Below are 23,143 nucleotides of genomic sequence, written 5' to 3'. Positions count from 1 at the left end.
GTGCCATCTCAACCATGAGATATGGTCTGCCGGGTGACAGGCGACTACCTCAACCGTATCGGCACCCTCATCCGTACCGCTCGTCAGCACCGCGGCTGGTCCCAGGCGCAGCTCGGCGAGGCACTCGGCACCAGCCAGAGCGCGGTCAACCGCATCGAACAGGGCAAGCAGAACGTCAGCCTTGAGATGATCGCGCGCATCGGCGATGCCCTCAACAGCGAGATCGTCTCCCTCGGCTACTCCGGACCGATGCACCTGCGGGTCACCGGCGGCACCCGCCTCTCGGGCGCCATCGAGGTCCGCAGCAGCAAGAACGCCTGCGTCGCGATCCTCTGCGCCTCGCTGCTGACCACCGGCCGCACCACGATCCGCAGCGTCGCCCGGATCGAGGAGGTCTACCGCATCCTCGAGGTGCTCACCAGCATCGGCGTCAAGAGCCGCTGGCTGAACGACGGCCGCGACCTCGAACTCACCCCGCCGGCCGAGCTCGACCTCGCCGCGATGGACGTCGAGGCCGCCCGCCGCACCCGCAGCGTGCTGATGTTCCTCGGCCCGCTGATGCACCGCGCCCAGCGCTTCGCCATCCCGTACGCCGGTGGCTGCGACCTCGGCACCCGCACCGTCCAGCCGCACCTGACGGCACTGCGCCGCTTCGGCCTGGAGGTCGCCACCACCGGCGGCGCCTACCACGCCTCGGTCGAGCCGGGCACCCCGCTGGACCGCCCGATCGTGCTGACCGAGCGCGGGGACACCGTCACCGAGAACGCCCTGCTGGCCGCCGCGCGGCACGACGGCGTCAGCGTCATCCGCAACGCCTCGCCCAACTACATGGTCCAGGACCTCTGCTTCTTCCTGGAGAAGCTGGGCGTCCGGATCGAGGGCATCGGCACCACCACCCTCACCGTGCACGGCGTCCCGGAGATCACCTGCGACGTCGACTACACCCCGGCCGAGGACCCGGTGGAGGCGATGAGCCTGCTCGCCGCCGCAGTGGTCACCTCCTCCGAGCTGACGATCCGCCGGGTGCCGATCGAGTTCCTGGAGATCGAACTCGCGGTGCTGGAGGGCATGGGCCTCGACTACGACCGGACTCCGGAGTACCGGGCCCACAACGGCCACACCCGCCTGGTCGACCTCACCGTGCGCCCGTCCAAGCTGGCCGCGCCGATCGACACCATCCACCCGATGCCGTTCCCCGGCATCAACATCGACAACGTGCCGTTCTTCGCCGCCATCGCCGCGGCCGCGCACGGCACCACGATGATCCACGACTGGGTCTACGACAACCGCGCGATCTACCTCACCGAGCTGACCCGGCTCGGTGCGGACGTCAAGCTGCTCGACCCGCACCGCGTCCTGGTTCAGGGCCCGACCCGCTGGCGCGCCGCCGAGATGATGTGCCCGCCCGCACTGCGCCCGGCCGTGGTCATCCTGCTGGCGATGCTCGCCGCCCAGGGCACCTCCGTCCTGCGCAACGTCTACGTCATCAACCGCGGCTACGAGGACCTCGCCGAGCGCCTCAACTCCATCGGTGCCCAGATCGAGACCTTCCGCGACATCTGATGGTTCGTCAATCCTGACCAGCCTCAATCGCTGAGGCCGATCAGTAGGGCCGCCACGTTCAACCCGGTGTTCAGGTACTCCACGAACACCGGGTTGTTCAGCGCCCAGGGCGAGCGCCGCTCCCGGACCAGCCGGGCCGCCCCGGCCGGATCGTGCCCGGGGTCGACCAGCGCGAGGGTGACCACCAGGCCCGAGCGGTTGCAGCCGGAGTGGCAGCGCACCAGCGTCCGGTGGCCCCGGCGCACGGCGGCGGAGGCGGTGAGTTCCGCCCCTCCTGGACGGCGAGCGACTGGCGGGGGAGAGCGGCTGGTCAGGCACCTCGCGGACGACGTGCTCCACCTCCGGGGCCGGGCCGTGCCCCGATCGCGTGAAGAGGCTCACCGCCAGGTCGAACTCGCCCCGGACGGTGGCGAGTTCCAGCTCGCCGCGGGGCGGGGTGAAGCATGGCCGCCCATCCAGAGCGCTGGGAGGACTTCGTTCGAGGACTTCGTTCAAGGGCTCCGGGGGGCCGGGGGTGTCGCGGGCCTTCTGGCGGGTGCGCATCCGTGCTTCTTCGCCCGCCGGTGCGGCTACTCGCCGGTGCTGCCGTCGAGGTGCTCGCGCAGGAGATCGGCGTGGCCGTTGTGGCGGGCGTACTCCTCGATCATGTGGGTGAGGATCCAGCGCAGCGAGAACACCTCCTCGCCGTGGTGGCCCAGGACGTCCAACGACTCTGCGGCGGCGACGAGTTCCCGGGCGTGGTCGCACTCGCGGCGCCAGACGGCGAAGGCCTCCGCCGGGTCGGCGGCCTCCACGTCGAACTCGGCGAAGCCGCCGTCGGGGTGCTTCCAGAAGCCGGGCCGGCCTTCGTCGGCGAGGACGTTGCGGAACCAGCTGCGCTCCACCTCGGCGAGGTGGCGGACCAGCCCGAGCAGCGAGAGCCCGGAGGGTGCCAGCACCCGGGCGCGCAGCTGCTCGGCGGTAAGTCCGGCGCACTTCGTCGCCAGGGTGTCGCGCTGGAAGTCCAGGAAGCTCGCCAGGGTGGCCCGTTCGTCGGCCGTGCGCGGGGTGGTGGTGCGCTGATCAGCGGTCATCCGGCCATCCTGCCAAGCGGTCGGCGCCGCCGCAGACCATTCCACTGGCTGGACGTGCCACGGCAAAGGGGCCATGCCGGACGGGCCGTGCCGGACGGGCCGTGCCGGACGGGCCGTGCCGCGTCGGGCGAGCTACGGCAGTTGGGCCAGCTGCTCCAGCCACTCCACCGCGCTCGGCACGTCCGGTGCGACCGGTACACCGTCCGGCACCGGCGGGCGCTCCACCACGACCACGGGCAGACCGAGTTCACGGGCGGCGGTGAGCTTGGGCGCGGTCGCGGCGCCCCCGCTGTCCTTGGTGACGACCACGTCGATCCGGTGCTCGCGCAGCAGTGCCCGCTCGCCGTCGAGGGTGAACGGGCCGCGCTCCAGCAGGACTTCGAGCGAGGGCGGCATCGGCGGCTCGGGCGGGTCCACCGAGCGGGCCAGGAAGTGCAGCCCGTCCAGGTGGGCGAAGGCGCCGATGCCCTTCCGCCCTGAGCTGAGGAAGACCCGCCGACCGAGGCCGGGCAGCAGCTCGGCGGCGGCCGCCAGTGAGGGCACGAGGTGCCAGCGGTCCCCGTCGGCGGGTGTGAAGCCGGGTCGGCGCAGCACCAGCAGCGGCACACCGGTGGCGGCGGCCGCGAGCGCGGCGTTCTGCGACATCCCGGCGGCGAACGGGTGGGTGGCGTCCACCACGGCGGTCACCCCCTCGGCGCGCAGCCAGGCGGCCAGCCCGTCCGGACCGCCGAAGCCGCCGATCCGCACCTGTCCGACGGGCAGCCGGGGTCGGGCGACCCGCCCGGCCAGCGAGCTGGTGACCCGCAGGCCCGCCCGGCCGTCCAGCGCGGCGGCCAGCGCCCGCCCCTCCGTCGTCCCGCCGAGGAGCAACACGTGTGCGGGGGCGGGCGTGCGGCCGTCCCGGGTCATGCGCCGCAGGGCTCGTGCGGCCGCTCGCGGTCCGCCGAGTAGAGGTGGCTGTCGCGGAACTGCTCGGCGGCGAGCGTGCGGCCGACGATGATGACGGCGGTGCGGACCACGCCCGCCTCTTTGACCTGCCCGGCGATGTCGGCCAGCGTGCCGCGCAGCACCAGCTCGTCGGGCCGGCTGGCCATCGCGACCACGGCGGCCGGGCAGTCCGTGCCGTAGTGCGGCAGCAGCTGCTCGACCACGTCGTCCACGTAGCCGGCCGCCAGGTGCAGCACCAGCAGGGCGCCGCTGCGGCCCAGGGTGGCGAGGTCCTCGCCCTCGGGCATCGGGGTGGCGCGCTTGGCGATCCGGGTGAGGATGACGGTCTGGCCGACGGTCGGCACCGTCAACTCCCGCTTCAGCGCGGCCGCTGCGGCGGCGAAGGCGGGTACGCCGGGGACCACCTCGTACGGCACGCCGGCCGCGTCCAGCCGGCGCATCTGCTCGGCGACGGCCGAGAACACCGACGGGTCGCCGGAGTGCAGCCGGGCGACGTCCCGGCCGGCCGCGTGCGCGGCGACCACCTCGGCGATGATCTGGTCCAGGTTGAGCTGCGCGGTGTCGACCAGTCGGGCGTCGGGCGGGCACTCGTCCAGCAGCTCGCGCGGGACGAGGCTGCCGGCGTAGAGGCAGACCTCGGCGCGGGCCAGGATGCGCTGGCCGCGCAGGGTGATCAGGTCGGCGGCGCCCGGGCCGGCTCCGATGAAGTAGACGGTCACGAGGCTTCCTCCTGAAGGGTGTTGGGCTTGACGGCGGACCACTGGGTGACCGGCATGGCCTGCCGCCATCCGGTGAATCCGCCCACCGGGACGGCGTGGGCGACGGCCAGTTTGACGAGTTCCCCGCCGTGGCGCCGGTACCACTCGGTGAGCAGCGCCTCGGACTCCAGTGTCACGGTGTTGGCGACCAGCCGCCCGCCCGGGCGCAGCGCGGCCCAGCAACTGTCCAGCAGGCCGGCGGCGGTGAGGCCGCCGCCGATGAACACGGCGTCGGGGGTGGGGAGTTCGGCGAGTGCGTCGGGCGCCCGGCCGGTCACGACCCGAAGCCGGGGCACGCCCAGCGCGGCGGCGTTGTGCATGATCCGCCCGGCCCGGACCGGGTCGCGCTCGATGCTGACGGCCCGGCAGTCCAGGTGGGCGCGCAGCCATTCGATGGCGATCGAGCCGGAGCCGCCGCCGACGTCCCAGAGCAGTTCGCCGGGGGCGGGAGCGAGGGTGGCCAGGGTGGCGGCGCGGACGTGCCGCTTGGTGAGCTGGCCGTCGCTCTGGTACGCCTCGTCGGGCAGTCCGGGGACGAGGGAGCCGCGCGGACCGTCGCCGAGTTCGACGGCGATCAGGTTCAGCGGGTCGCCGGGCGGGTGCAGCCAGTCGTCGGCGCGGCCGTCGACCTCCCGTTCGCGGTCGTGGCCGAGCTGCTCCAGCACCCGCAGCCGGGCGGTGCCGAAGCCGCGCGCGGTGAGCAGTGCGGCGACTGCGGCCGGGGTGTCGGCGTCGGCGCTGAGCACCAGCAGACGGCGCCCGGGGTGGAGGGCGCGCGCGAGGGCGTCCAGCGGCCGGCCGACCAGGCTGACCACCTCGGTGGCTTCCATCGGCCAGCCGAGCCGGGCGCAGGCGTGGGAGACGGAGGAGGGGTGCGGCAGGACGCGCAGCCGGTCGGCGCCGACGATCTCGGCGAGGGTGCGGCCGATGCCGAAGAACATCGGGTCGCCGCTGGCCAGCACGGCGATCCGGCGGTCGGCGTGCCGGGCGAGCAGCCCGGGGACGGCCGGGCGCAGCGGGGACGGCCAGGCGACGCGCTCGGCGCTGACGGCGTCCCGGGGGAGCAGGTCCAGCTGCCGGGAGCTGCCGATGACCACCTCGGCTGACTGCAGCGCGGCCCGGGAGCCGGTGGCGAGGCCGGGCCAGCCGTCGGCCCCGATCCCGACGACGGTGATCGGAGGGGGCAGCTCGGGCACCGGGTGGCTCCTCGTCGTTCGTTCCTGCTGGCCGGGGCAGCCTACCTGGCGGTATGCGGGCGGGATCCGGCGAGGTGACGGCGGGCGGCGGACGACTTGCAGGTTTCAGCGAACAGCTTTCAGATGTTGAACTCTGAAAGCTGAACTCTGAACTATGAAAGCTGAAGGCTGTCAGCTGTCCGGCGTCCGCCCCTCAGCCCGCCGCCCTCACCTGTCCGCCCAGTCCCCGGAGGCGATCAGCGCCGGCCGCTCCCGCAGCCGGGCCTCGGCCACCGGCCCGGCCAGGTACACCCAGGCCTCGCGCAGCTCGCCGTCCGCCGTCCGTACCGCCAGCCGCCGTCGTACGTACAGCCCCGTTCCGTCCGCCCGGCAGTCCTCCAGGCGGTCCAGCGCCGCGAGCGCCCCGGGGTACGCTCCGGGGCGCACGGTGACCAGCTCGCCCACGATCCGGCGCCCGGGCGCCGGATCCGGCACCGCGTACGGGAACCCGGGGCCCTCGTGCAGGGCCGCGCCCTCCAGCACCGCCGGGCGGATCTCGGCGCAGCGTCCGCCCAGGTGGCGGGCGTGGTTGCGGCCGCCGCTGCGCAGGGTGCCGTACACGAAGAACGGCAGCGCGGCCCCGGCCGGCGGGGCCTGCTCGGACGCGGACACGGGTTCGACCTCCTCGCTGGGGGAGCGCCCACGGTACGTCCCGCCGACCGGTCCGTGGAACCCACTGGCGCACCGGGTGCTCGATGCGCTGTCATATCGGATGTTCGGCCAGCACCGTCCTAGGGGGACACACATGACATCGCCCGCCTCGCCGCAACCGGCCACGACCCCGGCCCCGGCAACAACCCCCGGCAGCGCCCCGGCCGGCCCGTCCCCGAGCACACCCCCCACCCCCCGGCTCTCCGGCGCGGTCTGGCTGGCCCTCGCGGTGGTCTACGTCGTCTGGGGCTCGACCTACCTCGCGATCCGGATCGCGGTCGAGACGATGCCCTCCTTCTTCTCCGCCGGCGCCCGCTTCCTCACCGCCGGTCTGCTGCTGGTCGGCTTCCTGCTGGTTCGGCAGGGCCCGGCCGCCCTGCGGGTGAGCGGCCGCCAGCTGGCCTCCGCGGCCCTGGTCGGGGTACTGCTGCTGACCGGCGGCAACGGCCTGGTGGTGCTCGGCGAGACGTCCGTCCCGTCCGGACTGGCCGCCCTGCTGGTGGCCGCCGTCCCGCTCTGGATGGTGGTGCTGACGGCCTTCGGCGGCGGCGAGCGCCCCAGGCCGGCCGAGCTCGCCGGGGTGCTGCTGGGCCTGGTCGGCCTGGGGGTGCTGTCCGCCCCGGCGATCGGCGGGGCGATCAAGCCGATCGGAGTGATCCTGATCATCGGCGCCACCCTGAGCTGGGCGGTCGGTTCCTTCGCGAGCAAGAAGATCCCGCTGCCGGGCAACGTGCTGGCCGCGAGTGCCTACCAGATGCTGGCCGGCGGCCTCTGCGACCTGCTGGTCGGACTGGCCCGCGGCGAGCAGCACGGGCTCGACCTCGGGGCGGTCTCCGGGCGTTCCTGGCTGGCGCTCGGCTACCTGGTGGTGTTCGGTTCGCTGCTCGCCTTCACCGCGTACGCCTGGTTGCTGCGCTCGGCCCCGCTGACCCTGGTCGCCACCTACGCCTATGTGAACCCGGTGGTCGCCGTGCTGCTGGGCTGGCTGATCCTGGCCGAGCCGCTGACCGGCCCGACCCTGGCGGGCGGGTCGATCGTGGTGGCGGGCGTCTGCATGGTGGTGAGCGTCAGCCGGCGTCCGTCCGGTCGGGGCCCGTCCGACCGGCGTCCGGGGCGCCCGGTGAAGGCGCGGTCCGGTCGCGGCTGAGCCGTTCCGGACCGTACGCGCCGTCGCGGGGCCCGGGCGGATCGTCCCGGCCACCTGACCGGGGACGATCCGCCCGCGCGCCCCACACGCCCCGCGCCCGCGCCGCTCGCAGCGGGGAAGGGCGAGGAAGGCGAGGAAGGGTGACGAAGAGTGGGGACGGGGGCCCGGAAGGCGAGTGGGCCGGTCAGAGCGAGTGCGGAGGCTTCCCCGTCCACCAGTTCCCCGGCGCCTCGGGGTCGCGGCTGGTCCAGTACTCGATGATCGCGCCGGTGAACTCCTCGGCGGACAGCGTGCCGTCCCCGTCGAGGTCGAGGTGCCGGAAGGCCTCTTCGGCGTCGTCGCGGCAGAGCCCGGCGAAGTGGCCGCGCTGGAACACGAAGAACTCGCCGGCGTCCACCGTCCCGCTGCGATCGGCGTCGGCGACGGAGAGGAAGGCCTCGGCCAGGGAGCCGAGGATCTCCCGGGCGGCCTCCGGGTCGTCGGCGAGCGCGGCGGTCGCGGCGACGAACTGCTCGCGGGTGATCGCCTCCGTCCCGGCGGGCTTTCCGGCGAGGTGCAGGTCGTGCCAGACCGTCAGGTAGGCGCGGACGATGACGGCCTCCGCCTCCGAGCCCTCCTGGTGGCCGAGCGAGCGGGCCACCGAGTGGCCCATCAGGACGTGGTCCCGCTCGGTGAGCAGGCCGTCCCCGTCGGCGTCGAGGTGGTCGAAACCGTGATTGATCTTTGCGATGAGCAGGTCGTCCGACAATGTGCCCCCTCCGGTGGCGGTCCGCGCGGCACGTCGAGTGACGGCACGTCGCCAGCACGCTAACGCCTCGAACCGGGCTCGCGCAGCCGAACGAACGCCGAACGGCAGCGCCCGCCGGGCCCGGTTCAGTCTTCCTGGTGGTCGGCCCAGACGTATGTCTCCGGCAGCAGGTCCGCCACCGGCAGGGTGCGCAGTCCGGTGTCCCGGCCGACGATCACCCGGGCCTTCGGGAAGTAGTCGAGCAGCACCTGGCGACAGCGCCCGCACGGCGGGATCACCCCGCGCTCGCGGTCCCCGACCGCCACCACCGTGGTGAGGTCGTACGCTCCCTGGCCCGCGGCCGCGCCGATCAGCACCAGCTCCGCGCACGGCCCGCCGGTGAAGTGGTAGACGTTCACCGCCGTGACGATCCGCCCGTCGGCGTTGCGTCCGGCCGCCGCCACGGTGTGGTTGTCGCCCTTCGAGTACCGCCGGGCCACCTCCAGGGCCGCCTCGACGAGCTCCTGGTCGACGGGCTCCTGGTCGACGGGCTCCCGGCCGACGAGCTCCTGACCGGCGGACGCCTGGTCGGCGGCCTCGTGATCGATGCCGGACATCATCGGCGGTCCTTCCTGGTCGAAGCCGGAACCCTTCGATCATCACCGTTGCGCCCCCGATCGTGCCAACCCTTTCCCGGGCCCGGACGGCGGTCACCACACAGTCCCGGAGCGCCGACCCGCCTCAGTGCACCGCCGCCAGCAGCTCCCGGTGTACTCGGTGTGCGGCGCCTCGAACAGCTGCTCCCGGTCGGTCGACTCGACCAGCCGCCCCCGCTGCATCACCGCCACCCGGTCGCAGAAGTGCCGGACCACCGCGAGGTCGAGCGAGGCGAACAGGGGGGCCACACCGAGCTGTTCGCGCAGCTCCATCATCAGGTTGAGCACCTGCGCCTGCACCGACACGTCGAGCGCCGAGACCGGCTCGTCCGCGATGATCAGCCGCGGCTCGGGTGCCGGTGCCCGGGGGATGCCGATCCGCTGCCGCTGCCCGCCGGAGAGCTCGTGCGGGTGGTCGCGCAGCCGGGCGGCCGGGATGCCGACCCGGTCGAGCGTCGCGGCCGCGCGCCGACGGGCCTCGGCGCGCCCGGCCCGCGGGTGGAGGGGCTCGGATGGTTGATCGGTTGATCGGTCGGAACGGGACGGTCGGAACGGGAGGGGGCAGCGGGCCCGGCGCGGGTCCAGCGTGTCCCGGACGGCGTCGCCGAGCAGGTTGAAGGCGAGCACGAACACCAGCAGCGCGACCCCGGGGAAGACCAGGTAGGTCGGGTCGGACTGGAAGACTTCCGAGACGCGCAAGATCATCCGCCCCCCCCAGTCGGGCACGGGCTCGGTGATGCCGACGCCGAGGAAGGACAGCGCGGCCTCGGAGGCGACGAAGGTCGGCACCGCCATGGTGGCGTGCACCAGCAGCTGGGAGCGGACGTTCGGTAGGAGTTCGTGGACGACGATGTGCAACCGGCTCGCCCCCTGCGCCCGGGCGGACTGCACGAAATCCCTTTCCCGGAGCGAGCGGACGGTGGCCCGCAGGGAAAGCGCGAGCGGAATCCAGCCGAATGCGGAGAAAACCGGGATCAGCGCCAGGAACTGCATCCACTCCGGTTCCGCGCTGCCCGGATCGACCGGCCGGGACTGGATCACCGGACTGAGGGCGAGCAGCAGGAGCAGGGTCGGAAAGGCCGGCAGCACGTTGGCCGGAAAGCCGAACAGTCGGTCCGCGATCCCGCCGAGATAGCCGATCGCGACCCCGGCCAGCACGCCGAGCGCGGTGGTTACGGCGGCCGAGGCCAAGGCGATCGGCAGCGAGGTGCGGATGCCGTACAGCAGCTGGGTCAGCACGTCCCGGCCGAGGCCGGGCTCCAGGCCGAACCAGAACTCCCCGGAGATCCCGCCCTTCGGCAGCATCGGCAGGCCACCATCGCTGAGCAGGCCCGGAGTGTTCTGGCCGTAGTGCTCGACCGGGTCCTTCCCGTGCAGGGCGGCGATCAGCGGCGCGGCCAGTGCGAGCAGCAGGAACAGCAGGACGACGGCGCTCGCGGCGGCGCCGACCCGGTCGCGCGGCACCCGGCGCGGCAGGCTCGGTGCCGCGGGCCCGGAGGCCGTGCCGGCAAGTGCGACCGTGTCGACCGCTGCCACGAGAGCCGTACTCGCCGAATTCTCCGCCGCCCGTGGGTGAGGGTGCGCTGGTGGGCATTTCCGAACCGCCGCCACGGATTTCCCGGCTACTGTTCGAGTGGCATCAGATCGGATGCGTCCGATGTTCCGCAAATCACCGGAAGGCGCGCCGACGGAATTCCTGCGGCACTGCTTCGGGAATCGTGGCGGCTTCATTTCCCGGCAACACGGCCGTCGCAGGAGAACGGACATACCCCGCCGAACCGGGCGGCCCGTTCCGCATTCTGAGACCTCCGCCACAGTCCCCGCGGTGTTGGTACGATCCCGGTGGACCGCGACTGGCGCGTAGGGATGGAATCGACCATCGGGAAGCGGTCCCGTGCATCCTCACGTCGTTGCCGAGCGCCTGGGCCGCCCCAGCATCCCCACCAGGAGACCGCCATGGCCCAGCCCGAGCAGACGCCCCACACCGCCGCCGTCCCCGCGGCCGACACCGCCTTCCGCAGTGCCCTGGACGTCGTGGCCGGCGTCGAGCCGCGGATCGCCGCCGCCATCGGCCAGGAGCTGGCGGACCAGCGCGCCTCGCTCAAGCTGATCGCCAGTGAGAACTACGCCTCCCCGGCCGTCCTGCTCACCATGGGCAACTGGCTCAGCGACAAGTACGCCGAGGGCACCGTCGGCCGCCGCTTCTACGCCGGCTGCCGCAACGTCGACACCGTCGAGGCGATCGCCGCCGAGCACGCCCGCGAACTGTTCGGCGCCGAACACGCCTACGTCCAGCCGCACTCGGGCATCGACGCCAACCTCACCGCCTTCTGGGCCGTCCTCTCCCAGCGGGTCGAGAGCCCGGCCCTGGAGCGCGCTGCGGTGCGCAACGTCAACGACCTCACCGAGCAGGACTGGGCGGAGCTGCGCCGGGAACTCGGCAACCAGCGCATGCTCGGCATGTCCCTGGACACCGGCGGCCACCTCACCCACGGCTTCCGCCCCAACATCTCGGGCAAGATGTTCGAGCAGCGCAGCTACGGCACCGACCCGGTCACCGGCCTGATCGACTACGACGCGCTGCGCGAGACCGCCCGCGAGTTCCGCCCGCTGATCCTGGTGGCCGGCTACTCCGCCTACCCGCGGCTGGTGAACTTCCGCAAGATGCGGGAGATCGCGGACGAGGTCGGCGCGACCCTCATGGTCGACATGGCGCACTTCGCCGGCCTGGTCGCGGGCAAGGTGCTCACCGGTGATCACGACCCGGTGCCGCACGCCCACATCGTCACCACCACCACCCACAAGTCGCTGCGCGGCCCGCGCGGCGGCATGGTGCTCAGCACCGCCGAGCTGGCCGAGCACGTCGACCGCGGCTGCCCGTTGGTGCTCGGGGGCCCGCTCTCGCACGTCATGGCGGCCAAGGCCGTCGCCCTCGCCGAGGCCCGCCGCCCCGAGTTCCGGGCCTACGCCCGCGCGGTGGTGGACAACGCCCAGGCGCTGGCCGAGGGCCTGCTGCGCCGCGGCGGCAAGCTGGTCACCGGTGGCACCGACAACCACCTGGTGCTCGCCGACGTATCCGGCTACGGCCTGACGGGTCGTCAGGCCGAGGCGGCGCTACTGGACTCGGGCATCGTCACCAACCGCAACTCCGTCCCGCAGGACCCGAACGGCGCCTGGTACACCTCGGGCGTGCGGCTGGGCACCCCGGCGCTCACCACCCGCGGCCTGGGCACCGGCGAGATGGACGAGATCGCCGCCCTGATCGACACCGTCCTGCGCGGCACCACCCCCACCAGCACGGCCAATGGCGCCCCGTCCAAGGCGAACTACGCCCTCGACGAGTCCCTCCGCGACGGCGTCGCCAAGCGCGCCGCCGACCTCCTGGCGCCCTTCCCGCTCTACCCGGGCGTCGACCTGGTCTGACCGGGCCCCGGCGGGCTCGGCGCGGAAATGTCCCGACCCGGGGCCACCGACCAGCGGTTCGGCGGCCCCGGGCCAACCCGACTAGTACTGAAGCGACTTGTAGGTCAGGAACTCCTCCAGCCCGTGCCGGCCCAGTTCGCGGCCGAGCCCGGAGTTCTTGTAACCGCCGAACGGGGCCAGCGGGTTGAACCGGCCGCCGTTGAGGTCGACCTGGCCGGTGTCCAGCCGACGGGCGAAGGCGGCGGCGGTGGCGGTGTCCGCGGCCCAGACGCCGCCCGCGAGGCCGTAGTCGGTGCCGTTGGCGATCTCGACGGCGTGGTCCTCGTCGCGGTAGGCGAGCACGGTGAGGACCGGGCCGAAGACCTCCTCCTGGGCCACCGCCATGTCCGGGGTGACGTCGGCGAGGACGGTCGGCCGGACGTAGAAGCCGGCCGGGAGCCCGGCCAGTGGCTCCGGGCCGCCGGCCACCAGCCGGGCGCCCTGGGCGAGCGCGCCCTCCAGATGGCCGCGCACCCGGTCCAGCTGCCGGGCGTTGACCAGTGGGCCGATCCGGGTCTGCGGGTCGGCCGGGTCACCCGGCACGTACTTCCCGGCGGCCTTGGCGGCGATCGCGAGCGCCTCCTCGTACTGGTCCCGGTGCACCAGCAGCCGGGTCCAGGCGCTGCACGTCTGACCGGAGTTGGCGAACACGTTGGCCACGTTCACGTTCACCGCCCGGGTCAGGTCGGCACCCGGCAGCACCACGTTGGCGGACTTGCCGCCGAGCTCCAGCGTGACCCGCTTCAGCCCGCGCCCGGCCGTCTCGGCGACCTCCCGGCCGACGGCGGTGGAGCCGGTGAAGGACACCACGCCCACCTCCGGATGGGCGGCGAGCGCCGCGCCCGCGACCGCTCCGGTGCCGGTCACCAGGTTGAACACGCCGGCGGGGAAGCCGGCTTCGTGCACCAGCCGGGCGAACAGCCGGGCCACCAGCGGGGTGTCCTCGGCCGGCTTGAGGACCACCGGGCAGCCGGCCGCCAGCGCCGGGACGACCTTGGCCACGATCTGGTGCAAGGGGTAGTTCCACGGCGTGATCGCCGCGACCACCCCGGCCGGCTCGGCGAGCACCACCGAGTTGCCGATCCGCTCCTCGAAGGGGTGCTCGGCCAGCAGGGTCAGGTAGGAGGTCGCCACGGTCAGCGGCAGCCCGGCGTGCACGGCCCCGGCGAAGCCGACCGGGGCGCCCAGCTCGGCCACCACGGTCGCGGTGATCTCGCCCTGGGCCTCGGCTATCCCGTCCCGCAGCCGGGTCAGCAGCGTGAGCCGCTCCTCGCGGGTGGTGCCGGCCCAGCCCCGGGCCGCCCGGCGGGCCGCCGCGACCGCGGCGTCGATATCGGCCGCCGCGCCCGCCGGCACGGTGGCGAGCACCTGCCCGTTCGCCGGGTTCAGCACGGTGATCGACCCGGAGTCCCCGGAGGGCCGCCAGGCGCCGTCGATGTACTGGTCGCGGTGCTCCGCGTGATCCTGCTGCTGCACGGGTCGTCCTCTCAGCTGGTCAGCCGTCTTAACTAACAGCGCTAGTCGGGAGCTCAGTCAAGGCGGCTGTCCGGCCGCGCGCAAGAGTCGACCCCGCCGCGTGGACCGGCCGGTCACCCAGGGGCGAACCGCCCGGTGTGCTCGGCGGAGACACTTCGATCCCCACCACCGCACCGCCGTCGCCCGCCACCGGCCTTACCCTGAAGCAGAGTTGACGGCACGCCCGTCGAACTCCCGAGCCCGGCACCCGGCCCGCTCCTCGCCGACTCCTCGACCGACTCACCGGCCGACGGCCCGTCATACCGACCCGTCGGCTCCCAGACCGGGACACAAGGGGACGGGTCCACCGGGCCGGCCGGGGTCCCCTCCGGCGGCGGCCCCGCGGGTTCCGCGGTTCCACAATTCGAGACGCGAAAGGCCTCCTCATCGCCCGGGCACCCGCTGTAGATTGCAGCGAACTCCGTGGTGGGGCCTACTGTCGGTGGGGGGTCGACTCGTGTACGGCCGGTTGCCCGGCTCGTCCCCGTGGCCGGGAAGGCCCTCACCGCGCCGAGGTGAGGCTCAGAACCCGCAGGTCATCCGTACCGCTAAGGAGCATCCCGTGACCGACACCGCGTTGAAGGGCGAATCGCGGCAGCCCGGCGAACCGACCGTGTTGGAAGACGTCCCGGGATGGTTCTGGGACCACGACCGACACTCCTTCGAGTGGTTCCTCGGCCGGCAGGCCAAGCAGGGCGTCACGGGTGACCTGATGGAGATGGGCGCCTACCTGGGCCGCAGCGCCATCGTGATAGGCGAGCACCTCCGGCCAGGCGAGACCTTCACGGTCTGCGACCTCTTCGATTCGGACGCCCCGGACGAGGAGAACTCCACCGAGATGTCCATCTCCTACCGCAAGACCCTCACCCGGTCGGCCTTCGAGACCAACTACCTGGCCTTCCACGAGGAACTGCCGGAGATCATCCAGGCCCCGACCTCGGTGCTCGCGGGCGGACGGGTCGCGGCCGGGGCGTACCGTTTCATCCACATCGACGCCTCGCACCTCTACGAGCACGTGGTGGGCGACCTCCAGGTGGCCCGGACCGCGCTGCAGGACCAGGGCGTCGTGGTGCTGGACGACTACCGCTCCCAGCACACCCCCGGCGTCGCGGCCGCGACCTGGGAGGCGGTGTTCAACCACGGCCTCCGGCCGATCATGCTCACCGAGTGCAAGTTCTACGGCACCTGGGGCGACCCGGAGCCGTTCCAGCGCGACCTGCTCGACCGGGTGGACCTCGCGGCCGGCTGTCACCTGAGCACCGAGACCCTCGACGGCCGGCAACTGCTGCGGATGACCGGCAGCTCGGAGGGCATCCGGCCGTTCCGCGGCTCCCGCTACCTGCAGCGACTGGGCGGCGGGCAGCCGGAGTCCCGCGGCTCGCTCCGGACGGCCCAGGACGAGGCCGCGCTCGACCTCGCCGTCCGCCGCGCCCGCGCCGCCGAGGCGCGCCGCCCGGTCAACGTCGCCAAGCGCGCCGCCAAGGACCTCCTGCCCCCGGTCGTCGCCTCCGCGATCCGCCGCGCCCGCCGCGGCTGACCGGCCCCGCCACTTCTCCTCCCAGCCCCACTCCACCAATGCCGAAGGGCCGGTCGGACAATCCGACCGGCCCTTCGGAAGCACCTACCAGCTCAGACCCGCGAAGGCTCCGCAGCCCCGGCGGCGCCCCCGGCGGCGATCTCAGCCGCCGCCTCGGCCTCCAGCTCACGACGCACCTCGGCCAGCGAGGGGTTCGCCCAGGCGCTCGCGACGCCCCAGTGGTAGAATGCCAGCCCGATCGCGGCCACGATCAGCAGGTCCCAGCCCTCCGGCAGGTAGCCGTGCCCGCCGAAGTCGGCACTGCCGGCCCAGGAGGTCCCGGCCATCACGAACAGGTAGCCGACCATCCAGGCACCCGCCTTCAGGTGCGGCTTCAGCTCGGCGAACGGCTTGCGCAGCTCGTACCAGGCCCAGATCGGCAGCCCGGCGGCCATCAGCAGGATGACCTTGCCGGTGAGCGGCCAGCGGGCCCAGTACAGCACCAGCGAGCCGAACACCATCGCGACCGGAGCGATCACCGGCATGGCCTTGAGCTTCACCGGTCGCGCCAGGTCCGGGGCGAGGCGGCGCAGCGCCATCACCGCGACCGGGCCGGTGATGTACGAGATCACGGTGGCCACCGAGACGATCTCGGCCAGCGAGCCCCAGCCGCGGAAGACCGCGAGGAACAGGAAGGCGACCACCAGGTTGAGCAGCAGCGCGGGGCGCGGGATGCCGGTCTTGGCGTCGACCTTGCCGAAGATCTTCGGCAGGTGGCCGTTCTCCTGCACGCCGTGGATCATGCGCGAGGTGGTGGCGGCGTAGATCATGCCGGTGCCGGACGGCGAGATGAAGGCGTCCGCGTACAGCACGATCGCGAGCCAGTTCATGCCCCAGGCGATCGCCAGGTCCGCCAGCGGTGAGGTGTAGGCGAGGTTGCTCCAGCCCTGCGACAGGTCACCGGCCGGGATGGCGCCCAGGAAGGCGATCTGCAGCGCGACGTAGATCACCAGGGCGATCAGGATCGAGCCGATGACGGCCTTGGGCAGCGACTTGCCCGGGTTGCGGGCCTCGCCGGCCAGGTTGAGCGGCGACTGGAACCCGTTGAAGGCCCAGACGATGCCGGAGACGGCGACGGCGGTGAACACCGCGCTCCAGCCGTTCGGCGCGAAGCCGCCGTGGTCGGTGAAGTGTGCGGTGTCGAAGTGCGCGAAGAGCAGGGCACCGGCGGTCAGCGTCGGCACGACGACCTTGAACACGGTGATCGCCGTGTTGGTCTTGGCGAACAGCGTGATCGCGAACCAGTTGAGGGCGAAGTAGACGACGAGCAGCACGCTCGCCAACGCCACCCCGCTGAGGGTGAGCTCCTTGCCGTCGTACAAGCCCTTGGCCCAGCCGAAGTGCCAGGAGCTCATGTACTGGACGGACGCGGTGGCCTCACCCGGGATGACCGAGACGATGGCGATCCAGTTGGCCCAGGCGGCCAGGTAGCCGGCCAGCGAGCCGTGCGAGTACTGGCCGTACCGGACCATGCCGCCGGCCTTGGGGAACATCGAACCCAGCTCGCTGTACGTGAGGGCGATGGTGAGCGCCACGGCGGCGCCGATCACCCAGGCGAGGATCGAGGCGGGGCCGGCCAGCTTGGCCGCCCGCTCGGCACCGAACAGCCAGCCGGAACCGATGATCGACCCCAGCCCGACCGCTGTCAGGCTGATCGTGCCGAGCGATCGGCGGTAGTTCTGGTGTGATGCCGTCGACGAATCGGGCTCACTCAACGTATCGGTCCTCTCGCTCGGGGTTCAGCGGATGGTGTCGGTGCTTTTACGGTTTTGAGTCGGTATTCCGGACAAACCCCAGCAGCCTATGGTTCGAAATGGGGCGAAAACCTCAGGGGAAGCTCAAACCGCCCGATCGTTGCCATCTCGTGTCCGGTTTTCGGACCCTTCGGACCGCTCAGCGAGACCGACGCCACACCGCCGACCGGCAGTGGATCAAGGGAGAGGGCCGGCCGCGGCCGGGAAAAGGAAATTCCCCGTGGGATCCTTTCGGATTCCACGGGGAATTTCGGTTGTGTCCGAGGGGGGACTTGAACCCCCACGCCCGATAAAGGGCACTAGCACCTCAAGCTAGCGCGTCTGCCATTCCGCCACCCGGACAGGGTGTGTGCCTCGGGGTCTTTTCTCTCGCCCCCTCGGCGACAGAGAGAACATTACCAGGGTTCTGGAGTGCTTCTCACCTGCGTTTCCTCGGCCCCGACGACGCCTCCGGGCCCGGCCCCCACCGCGCCCCACCCGCGCCCCCCGAGCCCGACCGCGCGCCCACCGGGACGCCCGGCCTGCCCGGACTGGCTGGAACCCCTCGCGTACGCGCTCGAATCCCGTCCGAAGCGATGGTGAGCGCGAAGCAAACGATCGGTTCCGCCCCAGCCAACGGTCGAACCCAGTCGGAACCGATCCGACACGGGCAACTTGTCGACCCTGCCCCGGCCGCGCCGACCGCTCTCCTAGCCTCTGTGGACCGAGGGCGCCATGAGCGGATCGCCTGATTCCCGGATCGCGGACGTAGCTGACGAAGCGGACGAAGGGCGGCTGGACGTGGAGCAGATCAGCGGGGCGGCGAAGGCCGAGTCGAGACCCGGCAGCCGGGCCGGCGGGCGGCAGTCCGCCGGTGGTCCCGTCGAGGGCGTGTGGCGTTTCCGGGTGCCCGCCGTCGAGGCCTCCGTGCCGCGCACCCGCCACGCGGTGCGCGACCGCCTGCTGGCCCAGGGCATGGCCGGGGTGCGCTACCAGGAGCTGGTGGACGACGTGCTGCTGATCGTCTCGGAGCTGGTCGGCAACGCGGTGAAGCACGCGGCCGAGCTGTCACCCGAGGTGACCACCGAGCTGTCGGTGCGCCGGGGCTGGGTGCGGGTCTCGGTAGAGGACGGCGACCCGTACCGGCCGAAGGCCCTGGAGAGCGACACCGCCCGCACCGGCGGTCGCGGCCTGCTGCTGGTGAAGAGCATCACCCTGCAGGCCGGCGGGGTGTGCGACGTCGAGCACACGGGGGAGGGCGGCAAGGTCATCTGGGCCTCGCTGCCCGTCCCCCCGGAGCCCGGGCACTGACGGCGGCCCCCACGGGGGCGCGGCCGCTACCAGTCCCGGCCGGCGATCTCCCGGATCCCCGGCAGCGCGGCCTCGAAGACGGTCTCGAACCAGACCGAGAACGGCCGCTCGGCCCGCAGCTCGCGCAGTTCCTGGGCGGTGACGAAGGCGACGTCGTCGACCTCCTCCGGGGCCGGCTCGACCGGTGCGGTGACCAGCCCGACGAACAGGTGGTTCCACTCCCGCTCGATCAGCCCGGTGGCCTCGTCCGGCAGGTCGTAGCGGACCGTCCCGGCTTCGCAGAGCAGCGCCGGTGCGACCCCCAGCTCCTCGGCGGTGCGTCGGGCGGCGGCGACGAACGGCCGCTCGTCCGGGTACGGGTGCCCGCAGCAGGTGTTCGACCAGACTCCGGGGGAGTGGTACTTGCTGAGCGCCCGGCGCTGCAGCAGCAGCCGGCCCTGGCGGTCGAAGAGGAACACCGAGAAGGCCCGGTGCAGCCGGCCCGGCTGCTGGTGGGCCCAGTGCTTCTCGGCGGTGCCGATGGTGACGCCCTCGTCGTCGACCAGTTCCAGCAGGATCTCGCTGCCCGCGGGGGCGGCGGAGGCCCGGGGATCGGCCGTCACGTCTGTCTCCACGTCCAGGCCGGTGTCGATCTCGGCGGCGAAGTGTGTCGGGTCGGTCGGCGGACTCTGGGGCATGGGGCCTCTTTCGGGAGCGGGAGCAACGGGAGCATCGGGTGCGTCGTGCGGCACCTGGTGGGGTGCGCGGGACGCAGCGGGGGCACCGGCGCCGGCGTCGGGCTCCAGTCTGCCGTATGGGTGGCGGTCCGGACGGGTCCCACGCAGAACCGGGCGGATCATGGCCCGGGGGCGTCCCGATCCGTGCAGGGAGCGGTCCGGGACGCCCCCGGAAGGGTCATTCGTCCCGAAGGCCAGTTCGGCATCCGTTCCAATCCTGTTCGATCACCGCTCCTCCACTCCGCCGCCACCTCACCGTCTCCGGCCGGGTTCGGGCGGGTCGTCCGGGTCGCCTACCATCGCTTACGACACGCTGCCCGGATCTGTGCCGGTCCGGCGCGCCGCCGCCGGGCCCGGCCGAACGCCGGTCCGGTGGGCAACAGCGCCGCCGGACCCGTCGGCACGTCCCCGCGCGCACAGCACGACGCACGACGGATCAGGAGACCCCGCATGATCGGCCTCGTTCTGGCAGCCGGCGCCGGCCGCCGGCTGCGCCCGTACACCGACACCCTGCCCAAGGCGCTGGTGCCGGTCGACGGGGAGCGGACCGTCCTGGACCTCACCCTCGGCAACTTCGCCGAGGTCGGACTGCGCGAGGCGGCGATCGTCGTCGGCTACCGCAAGGAGGCGGTGTACGACCGCAAGGACGCCCTGGAGAACAAGTACGGCGTCAAGCTCCACCTGGTCGAGAACGACAAGGCCGAGGAGTGGAACAACGCGTACTCGCTCTGGTGCGCCCGAGACCTCTTCGCCGAGGGCCTGCTGCTGGCCAACGGCGACACCGTCCACCCGGCCTCGGTGCAGCGCACCATGCTGGAGGGCAACCGGCGCCTCACCGAGAACGGTGCGGCCCCCGGCATCCTGCTCGCCCTCGACACGGTGAAGAAGCTCGCCGACGAGGAGATGAAGGTCGTCGTCGACCCGGCCGCCGGCATGCGCCGGATCACCAAGCTGATGGACCCGGTCGAGGCGACCGGCGAGTACATCGGCGTCACCGTGATCAACCCGGCCGCCGCCGCCGACCTCACCGACGCGCTGCGCGCCACCTACGAGCGCGACCCGCAGCTGTACTACGAGGACGGCTACCAGGAGATGGTCGACCGGGGCCTGCGGATCGACGTGCAGCCGATCGGCGAGGTGTCCTGGGTCGAGGTCGACAACCACGACGACCTGGCGAAGGCGCGGGAGATCGCGTGCCAGTACTGACCCGACTGGTCCCGTCGCCGCTGTTCGCCGAGATCCGCCCGGGTGCGCTGGACGCGCTCGGCGGCATCCTGGCGGACCAGCGGCTGTCGGCCTCGGGCCGGATCGCGGTGGCGATCAGCAACGGCTCCGGCGCCGCGATGCGCGAGCGCCTGGAGCCGGCCCTGCCCGGCGCCGACTGGTTCAACGTGGACGACGGCAGCCTCGACAGCGCGGTGCGCTTCGCCGAGGAGATGCGCGGCAAGCACTACGACGCGGTCGTCGGCCTCGGCGGCGGCAAGATCATCGACGCCGCCAAGTACGCCGCCGCCCGGGTCGGCCTGCCGGTGGTCGCGGTCGCCACCAACCTGGCCCACGACGGCATCTGCTCGCCGGTCTCCACCCTCGACAACGACGCCGGCCGGGGCTCCTACGGGGTGCCCGGCCCGATCGGCATCATCGTCGACCTGGACGTGATCCGGCAGGCCCCGCAGCGCTTCGTGGCGGCCGGGATCGGCGACGTGATCTCCAACATCTCGGCCTGCGCGGACTGGGAGCTGTCGCACGCGGTCACCGGCGAACCGGTGGACGGACTGGCCGTGGCGATGGCCCGCTCGGCGGGCGAGAACCTGCTGCGGCACCCAGGAAACATTCAGGACCAGGACCTCCTGACGGCCCTCGCGGAAGCCCTGGTACTGTCCGGCATCGCGATGAACATCGCGGGCAGCACCCGGCCCTCGTCGGGCGCCTGCCACGAGATCTCGCATGCCCTGGACGTGCTGTACCCCAAGCGTTCCGCCCAGCACGGCGAACAGGTTGGCCTCGGCGCCGCGTTCGCCAGCTTCCTGCGGGGCGAGCGCGAGCTGACCGGTCTGATCGTGGAGCGCCTGGCGAGCCACGGCCTGCCGGTGACCGCGGCTCAGATCGGTTTCACCGAGGCGGAGTTCACCGAGGCGGTGCACTACGCTCCCAACACCCGCCCGGGGCGCTTCACCATCCTCGAACACCTCGACCTCTCCCCTTCCGCAATCAGGGACGCGTACGCCGACTATGTCCAAGCCGTCAACAGCTGACCCCTCCACCGCGGGCGCCGAGCGGCCCCCGGTGGACCTGACCCGCCGGCCCTCGATCGAGGAACTGCGCGCGGTGATCCACCCGGAGGGCATGCTCCAGCGCCGCAGCGCCGAGCACTGGGCCGGGCGCCTGTACATGCGGAAGATCTCGCTGCGGATCACCCGCGTGCTGTCCACCATGACGGCGATCACGCCCAACGGCCTGACCTACCTGATGATGCTCACCGGCATCCTGGCCGGCGCCGCGCTGGTCGTGCCGGGCATCACCGGCGCCGTCCTGGGCGCCCTGCTGATCCAGGTCTACCTGCTGCTGGACTGCGTGGACGGCGAGGTGGCCCGCTGGCGCCGGCAGACCTCGCTCACCGGCGTCTACCTGGACCGGGTCGGCCACTACATGTCCGAGGCGGCCCTGCTGACCGGTCTCGGCCTGCGCGCCACCGACCTGCTGCACCGCGAGGGCAGCGGCTCCCACTGGGAGTGGGCGTTCCTGGGCACGCTGGCCGCGCTCGGGGCGATCCTGATCAAGTCCGAGACGGACCTGGTGGACGTGGCCCGCGCCCGCAGCGGTATGACGGCCGTCGAGGACAGCGCCTCGGTGCCGCGCTCAGCCTCGGTGGCCAGGGCCCGCCGGGCCGCCTCGCTGCTGAAGTTCCACCGCCTGGTCGGCGCGGTCGAGGCCTCGCTGTTCATCCTGGCGGCCGGGATCGCCGACACCCTGCACGGCGGCCTGTTCTTCACCCGGCTCGCGGTCGTGGTGCTGGCCGCGATCGCCATGCTGCAGACCGTGCTGCACCTGCTGAGCATCGTCCTCTCGAGCAGGCTGCGGTGAACGAGATGAACGAGCGGAGCGAGTCCATGATCGAGAGGTGCGCGCGGGCATGAGCACTTCCACCACCGCGGCGGACTTCCGTCTCGGCGTCGTCATCATCACCATGGGCAACCGGCCCGCCGAGCTGAACGCCCTGATCGAGTCGGTCCGCGCCCAGGAGGGCCCGGCGGTCGAGTTCGCCGTGGTCGGCCAGGGCGTCGAGCTGCCCCCGCTGCCCGCGGGCGTGCGCACCGTCGCGCTGCCGGAGAACCTCGGCATCCCGGGCGGGCGCAACGTCGGCATCGAGCTGTTCGGGCCGCACGGCCGGGAGGTGGACGCCGTCCTCTTCCTGGACGACGACGGGCTGCTGCCGCGCACCGACTCGGCCCGCCTGCTGCGCGAGGCCTTCACCGCCGACCCGGAGCTGGGCATCGTGTCCTTCCGGATCGAGGACCCGGACACCGGGGTCACCCAGCGCCGGCACGTCCCCCGGCTGCGCGCCAGCGACCCGCTGCGCTCCTCCCGGGTGACCACCTTCCTCGGCGGCGCGAGCGCCGTGCGCTGCAAGGTGTTCGAGCAGGCCGGGCAGCTGCCCGCCGAGTTCTTCTACGCCCACGAGGAGACCGACCTCGCGTGGCGCGCACTGGACGCCGGCTGGGCCATCGACTACCGGGCGGACGTGGTGCTGCACCACCCCGCGACCTCGCCGGCCCGGCACGCCGCCTACTTCCACAACGTGGCCCGTAACCGGGTCTGGCTCGCGAGGCGGAACCTTCCGGCCCCGTTGGTGCCTCTCTATCTGGGAACCTGGTTTCTGCTGACCCTGGCCCGACGCCCCTCCGCGGAGGGGCTGAAGGCCTGGCTGGGCGGATTCCGGGCGGGCTTCCGCGAACCCTGCGGTCCGCGGCGGCCCATGCGATGGCGGACCGTCTGGCGACTGACCAGGATGGGCCGACCTCCGATCATCTGATTGGATCGAGCGATCGATCGCCGCGGCCGGTGGCCACAC

21 protein-coding genes, 1 tRNA gene and 1 riboswitch are annotated in these 23,143 nt (G+C 72.6%); of the genes, 9 read left to right on the top strand and 13 right to left on the bottom strand.

What is annotated here, in order from left to right:
* Positions 1–33: 33 nt before the first annotated feature.
* Positions 34–1,563 (top strand): UDP-N-acetylglucosamine 1-carboxyvinyltransferase, encoded by a 1,530-nt coding sequence (locus ACZ7BZ_RS05560; RefSeq protein ID WP_470357229.1) that lies wholly within the window; start codon positions 34–36, stop codon positions 1,561–1,563.
* A 23-nt stretch (positions 1,564–1,586) separates the two neighbouring features.
* On the opposite strand, the gene ACZ7BZ_RS05555 is transcribed toward ACZ7BZ_RS05560, so the two are convergent.
* From ACZ7BZ_RS05555 to ACZ7BZ_RS05530, 6 genes are all read right to left on the bottom strand, one after another.
* Entirely contained in the window at positions 1,587–1,784 is a 198-nt protein-coding gene (locus ACZ7BZ_RS05555; RefSeq protein ID WP_470357228.1) for a hypothetical protein, read from the bottom strand.
* 348 nt (positions 1,785–2,132) lie between these two features.
* Positions 2,133–2,636 (bottom strand): DinB family protein, encoded by a 504-nt coding sequence (locus ACZ7BZ_RS05550; protein ID WP_470357227.1) that lies wholly within the window; start codon positions 2,634–2,636, stop codon positions 2,133–2,135.
* Between the two features lie 132 nt (positions 2,637–2,768).
* Positions 2,769–3,545 (bottom strand): cobalt-precorrin-6A reductase, encoded by a 777-nt coding sequence (locus tag ACZ7BZ_RS05545; protein ID WP_470357226.1) that lies wholly within the window; start codon positions 3,543–3,545, stop codon positions 2,769–2,771.
* On the bottom strand, positions 3,542–4,303 hold the full coding sequence (cobM, locus tag ACZ7BZ_RS05540) for a precorrin-4 C(11)-methyltransferase (protein ID WP_470357225.1): 762 nt from the start codon (positions 4,301–4,303) through the stop codon (positions 3,542–3,544). The genes ACZ7BZ_RS05545 and cobM overlap by 4 nt, the downstream gene beginning before the upstream one ends.
* A complete protein-coding gene (cbiE, locus tag ACZ7BZ_RS05535) occupies positions 4,300–5,538 on the bottom strand; it encodes a precorrin-6y C5,15-methyltransferase (decarboxylating) subunit CbiE (RefSeq protein ID WP_470357224.1) in 1,239 nt (412 codons plus the stop codon). Before cbiE ends, cobM begins: the two co-directional genes overlap by 4 nt.
* 207 nt (positions 5,539–5,745) lie before the next feature.
* A complete protein-coding gene (locus ACZ7BZ_RS05530; protein WP_470357223.1) occupies positions 5,746–6,189 on the bottom strand; it encodes a gamma-glutamylcyclotransferase family protein in 444 nt (147 codons plus the stop codon).
* A 133-nt stretch (positions 6,190–6,322) separates the two neighbouring features.
* Here ACZ7BZ_RS05530 and ACZ7BZ_RS05525 point away from each other — a divergent pair, with 133 nt between their 5' ends.
* On the top strand, positions 6,323–7,375 hold the full coding sequence (locus ACZ7BZ_RS05525; protein WP_470357222.1) for an EamA family transporter: 1,053 nt from the start codon (positions 6,323–6,325) through the stop codon (positions 7,373–7,375).
* Positions 7,376–7,559: 184 nt separating this feature from the next.
* Here the strand turns inward: ACZ7BZ_RS05525 and ACZ7BZ_RS05520 are convergent, their stop codons facing one another.
* The 3 genes from ACZ7BZ_RS05520 to ACZ7BZ_RS05510 all read right to left on the bottom strand — a co-directional run bounded on the left by ACZ7BZ_RS05520 (position 7,560) and on the right by ACZ7BZ_RS05510 (position 10,294).
* On the bottom strand, positions 7,560–8,123 hold the full coding sequence (locus ACZ7BZ_RS05520; RefSeq protein ID WP_470357221.1) for an EF-hand domain-containing protein: 564 nt from the start codon (positions 8,121–8,123) through the stop codon (positions 7,560–7,562).
* 125 nt (positions 8,124–8,248) lie between these two features.
* A complete protein-coding gene (locus ACZ7BZ_RS05515) occupies positions 8,249–8,719 on the bottom strand; it encodes a cytidine deaminase family protein (RefSeq protein WP_470357220.1) in 471 nt (156 codons plus the stop codon).
* Positions 8,720–8,812: 93 nt separating this feature from the next.
* Positions 8,813–10,294 carry an ABC transporter permease gene (locus tag ACZ7BZ_RS05510; protein WP_470357219.1) on the bottom strand — a complete coding sequence of 494 codons (1,482 nt, stop codon included), beginning with the start codon at positions 10,292–10,294 and terminating at the stop codon, positions 8,813–8,815.
* A gap of 303 nt (positions 10,295–10,597) precedes the next feature.
* A riboswitch (ZMP/ZTP riboswitch) is annotated at positions 10,598–10,692 on the top strand.
* Between the two features lie 22 nt (positions 10,693–10,714).
* Here ACZ7BZ_RS05510 and ACZ7BZ_RS05505 point away from each other — a divergent pair.
* Positions 10,715–12,181, top strand: coding sequence for a glycine hydroxymethyltransferase (locus ACZ7BZ_RS05505; protein ID WP_470357218.1), 1,467 nt, complete (start codon positions 10,715–10,717; stop codon positions 12,179–12,181).
* A gap of 81 nt (positions 12,182–12,262) precedes the next feature.
* On the opposite strand, the gene ACZ7BZ_RS05500 is transcribed toward ACZ7BZ_RS05505, so the two are convergent.
* On the bottom strand, positions 12,263–13,696 hold the full coding sequence (locus ACZ7BZ_RS05500) for an aldehyde dehydrogenase family protein (protein WP_470357217.1): 1,434 nt from the start codon (positions 13,694–13,696) through the stop codon (positions 12,263–12,265).
* 601 nt (positions 13,697–14,297) lie between these two features.
* Here ACZ7BZ_RS05500 and ACZ7BZ_RS05495 point away from each other — a divergent pair.
* Positions 14,298–15,272, top strand: a complete 975-nt coding sequence (locus tag ACZ7BZ_RS05495) for a class I SAM-dependent methyltransferase (RefSeq protein ID WP_470357216.1) — start codon at positions 14,298–14,300, stop codon at positions 15,270–15,272.
* A gap of 92 nt (positions 15,273–15,364) precedes the next feature.
* On the opposite strand, the gene ACZ7BZ_RS05490 is transcribed toward ACZ7BZ_RS05495, so the two are convergent.
* Together ACZ7BZ_RS05490 and ACZ7BZ_RS05485 are read right to left on the bottom strand one after the other, a co-directional pair.
* Positions 15,365–17,026 (bottom strand): APC family permease, encoded by a 1,662-nt coding sequence (locus tag ACZ7BZ_RS05490; protein WP_470357215.1) that lies wholly within the window; start codon positions 17,024–17,026, stop codon positions 15,365–15,367.
* A gap of 296 nt (positions 17,027–17,322) precedes the next feature.
* Positions 17,323–17,407 (bottom strand) — tRNA-Leu (locus ACZ7BZ_RS05485).
* Between the two features lie 372 nt (positions 17,408–17,779).
* Here ACZ7BZ_RS05485 and ACZ7BZ_RS05480 point away from each other — a divergent pair.
* Entirely contained in the window at positions 17,780–18,355 is a 576-nt protein-coding gene (locus tag ACZ7BZ_RS05480; RefSeq protein ID WP_470357214.1) for an ATP-binding protein, read from the top strand.
* 26 nt (positions 18,356–18,381) lie between these two features.
* Here the strand turns inward: ACZ7BZ_RS05480 and idi are convergent, their stop codons facing one another.
* Positions 18,382–19,032 (bottom strand): isopentenyl-diphosphate Delta-isomerase, encoded by a 651-nt coding sequence (gene idi, locus ACZ7BZ_RS05475; RefSeq protein WP_470357213.1) that lies wholly within the window; start codon positions 19,030–19,032, stop codon positions 18,382–18,384.
* A gap of 489 nt (positions 19,033–19,521) precedes the next feature.
* Here idi and ACZ7BZ_RS05470 point away from each other — a divergent pair, with 489 nt between their 5' ends.
* From ACZ7BZ_RS05470 to ACZ7BZ_RS05455, 4 genes are all read left to right on the top strand, one after another.
* Positions 19,522–20,277 (top strand): phosphocholine cytidylyltransferase family protein, encoded by a 756-nt coding sequence (locus ACZ7BZ_RS05470; RefSeq protein ID WP_380453258.1) that lies wholly within the window; start codon positions 19,522–19,524, stop codon positions 20,275–20,277.
* Positions 20,265–21,326: an iron-containing alcohol dehydrogenase family protein gene (locus ACZ7BZ_RS05465; protein ID WP_380453256.1), complete on the top strand. Its 1,062-nt coding sequence runs from the start codon at positions 20,265–20,267 to the stop codon at positions 21,324–21,326. Before ACZ7BZ_RS05470 ends, ACZ7BZ_RS05465 begins: the two co-directional genes overlap by 13 nt.
* A 91-nt stretch (positions 21,327–21,417) precedes the next feature.
* A complete protein-coding gene (locus ACZ7BZ_RS05460) occupies positions 21,418–22,155 on the top strand; it encodes a CDP-alcohol phosphatidyltransferase family protein (RefSeq protein WP_470357538.1) in 738 nt (245 codons plus the stop codon).
* 49 nt (positions 22,156–22,204) lie between these two features.
* Positions 22,205–23,104 (top strand): glycosyltransferase family 2 protein, encoded by a 900-nt coding sequence (locus ACZ7BZ_RS05455; protein ID WP_380453254.1) that lies wholly within the window; start codon positions 22,205–22,207, stop codon positions 23,102–23,104.
* Positions 23,105–23,143: the final 39 nt, after the last annotated feature.

Source organism: Kitasatospora sp. NPDC036934 (assembly GCF_055608425.1).
The sequence above is the reverse complement of the archived record's forward strand: the minus strand, read 5'-3'. Positions and strand labels throughout refer to the sequence as shown.